This window comes from Variovorax sp. 01T439_2 (genome assembly GCF_056398445.1).
In genome coordinates, this window is sequence record NZ_JBFTPJ010000920.1 from 1 (window position 1) to 2331 (window position 2331).

Consider the following 2331-nt stretch of genomic DNA (forward strand, 5'->3'; position numbering starts at 1 on the left):
ACAAGACGGTGTTCCCGCGCGAATTCGAGGGCCGCATGCGCGCCAAGCTCGGCCTCGCGGAGGCCGCCGAAGGTGATCGCGCGCTCATCGAGGGCGTGCTGAAGCTCTTGGCCGCCGAAAAGGTCGACTACACCATCTTCTGGCGCCGCCTTTCGCAGCACATGGCCGACGGCAACGCCGAACCGGTGCGCGACCTGTTCCTGGACCGCACGGGCTTCGATGCCTGGCTGCTATCCTTTTCGCAGCGGCACGCGCAACTGCCGCGCGCCCAAGCCGCGGACTTGATGCTCAAATCGAATCCGAAGTACGTGCTGCGGAACCACCTGGGCCAGCAGGCCATCGAAGCGGCCAGCCAGAAGGACTTCTCGGCTGTGGCAACCTTGTTGGCGCTGCTCGAAACCCCATTTGAAGAACATCCCGGCGCCGATGCCTATGCCGGGTTCCCGCCCGACTGGGCCTCCACGATCGAAATCAGCTGCTCATCATGACCACTCCCATCGAGAAAACCGACGCCGAATGGAAAGCCCTGCTTGCCGAAAAAGGCGCCGAGCCCGCGGCCTTCGAGGTCACGCGCCACGCGGCCACCGAACGCCCCTTCACCGGCAAGTACGAGGCGCACTGGGACGACGGCACCTACCACTGCATCTGCTGCGGCGCCAAGCTGTTCGAATCGTCCACCAAGTTCGACGCGGGCTGCGGCTGGCCGAGCTTCTCGCAAGAGGCGGTGCCGGGCGCCATCCGCAACATCGTCGACCGCTCGCACGGCATGGTGCGCACCGAGAACGTCTGCGCCAATTGCGGCGCCCACCTGGGCCACGTATTCCCCGACGGCCCCACCGAAACCGGCCTGCGGTACTGCATGAACTCCGCCTCGCTCGACTTCAAGAAGAAATAAGCAACCACCGAACCGGCCTGCCCAGCGCATGAAACTGATCCTCGACTTCTTTCCGATCCTGCTGTTCTTCGGCGCCTACAAGCTGGCCGACATCTATACCGCCACCGGTGTGCTCATGGCCGCCACCGTGCTGCAGATGGGCATCATCTACGCCATGGAGCGCAAGCTGCAGGCCATGCAGAAGGCCACGCTGGTGCTGATCCTGCTGTTCGGCACGCTCACGCTGGTGCTGCACGACGACCGCTTCATCAAGTGGAAGCCCACGGTCCTGTACGGCGCCATGGCCATTGCCCTGGCGGTGGCGCTCTGGGCGCTGAAGAAGAACTTCCTCAAGATGCTGCTGGGCTCGCAGCTGCAGCTGCCGGACCGCATCTGGGGGCGCCTGAACGTGGCGTGGATCGGCTACTGCCTCTTCATGGCGGCCATCAACGGCTACGTGGCGGCCTACTTCACCACCGAGGCATGGGTCAACTTCAAGCTCTGGGGCTACGTGTTCCCGATCGTGTTCCTGGTGGCGCAGGGCCTCTACATCTCGCCGCACCTCAAGAACGACGAACCCTCCGTATGAGTACCGCCACCACCCATCCGCTGCCCACGGCGCGCGACCTCGAAGCGGCGCTGCGCCAGACGCTGCAGCCCACCACGCTCGAAGTGATCGACGAGAGCGGCGCCCATGCCGGCCACGCCGGCGCCAATGCCGAGGGCCGGGGCACCCACTTCCGGGTCCGCATTGCTTCCCCACTGTTCGAAGGGAAGCCCCGCGTGGCGCGACATCGCCTTGTGTATGATGCCCTCCAAGTTTTTATCGCACAGGGTCTGCACGCCATCGCCATCGAGGTGCTCTGAGTCGTTCGATTGCCGGCACGCGCCGATACGGCCGCGGCGGCCCGACCCTTTTTTCCCGCTCCTCCGCTTTTTTCCACGCGCTTTTTCCTACACGCGCATTTCCCCTCCAGCCTGATATTCATTTCATGAAAAAACAACTCTTGCAGGCCGTTGCGGCCGCAGCGCTGCTCGGTGCGATTCCTCTGGCGGCCGTGGCGCAGAACGCAGCCATCGTCAACGGCAAGCCCGTGCCCAAGGCGCGCATGGACGTGCTGGCCCAGCAGCTGGCCGCGGCCGGCCGCCCGGTCACGCCGGAAATGCAGGGCCAGCTGCGCGAGGAAATCGTCGCGCGCGAAGTGTTCATGCAGGAAGCGCAGAAGCAGGGCCTGGACGCCACCGACGACTACAGGAACCAGCTCGAACTCGCCCGCCAGGCCATCCTGATCCGCGCGCTGTTCGAGAACTACCGCAAGACCAGCCCGGTCTCCGATGCCGAGGTGAAGGCCGAGTACGACAAGTTCGTGGCGGCCAACGGCGGCAAGGAATACAAGGCCCGCCACATCCTGGTCGAGACCGAGGACCAGGCCAAGAAGATCATGGCCGACCTGAAG

General features: G+C 64.7%; 4 protein-coding genes and 1 pseudogene. All 5 read left to right on the forward strand.

Features of this window, described 5'->3' with window-relative positions:
• The coding region (locus AC1DOC_RS29790; protein ID WP_478131133.1) for a protein adenylyltransferase SelO family protein at positions 1–488 on the forward strand (488 nt) is incomplete at its 5' end.
• Positions 485–895 carry a peptide-methionine (R)-S-oxide reductase MsrB gene (gene msrB, locus AC1DOC_RS29795; protein ID WP_012748038.1) on the forward strand — a complete coding sequence of 137 codons (411 nt, stop codon included), beginning with the start codon at positions 485–487 and terminating at the stop codon, positions 893–895. The genes AC1DOC_RS29790 and msrB, both read left to right, overlap by 4 nt.
• Before the next feature lie 28 nt (positions 896–923).
• Positions 924–1463 (forward strand): septation protein A, encoded by a 540-nt coding sequence (locus AC1DOC_RS29800; RefSeq protein ID WP_012748039.1) that lies wholly within the window; start codon positions 924–926, stop codon positions 1461–1463.
• Positions 1460–1741, forward strand: coding sequence for a BolA family protein (locus AC1DOC_RS29805; protein WP_018904499.1), 282 nt, complete (start codon positions 1460–1462; stop codon positions 1739–1741). The genes AC1DOC_RS29800 and AC1DOC_RS29805 overlap by 4 nt, the downstream gene beginning before the upstream one ends.
• A gap of 125 nt (positions 1742–1866) precedes the next feature.
• Positions 1867–2331 (forward strand): annotated as a pseudogene (locus AC1DOC_RS29810) (peptidylprolyl isomerase); the annotation flags it as partial.

Coding starts and splice junctions, on each gene's coding strand:
- msrB (WP_012748038.1), top strand. CDS start 485: ATGACCACTCCCATCGAGAAAACCGACGCCGAATGGAAAGCCCTGCTT.
- AC1DOC_RS29800 (WP_012748039.1), top strand. CDS start 924: ATGAAACTGATCCTCGACTTCTTTCCGATCCTGCTGTTCTTCGGCGCC.
- AC1DOC_RS29805 (WP_018904499.1), top strand. CDS start 1,460: ATGAGTACCGCCACCACCCATCCGCTGCCCACGGCGCGCGACCTCGAA.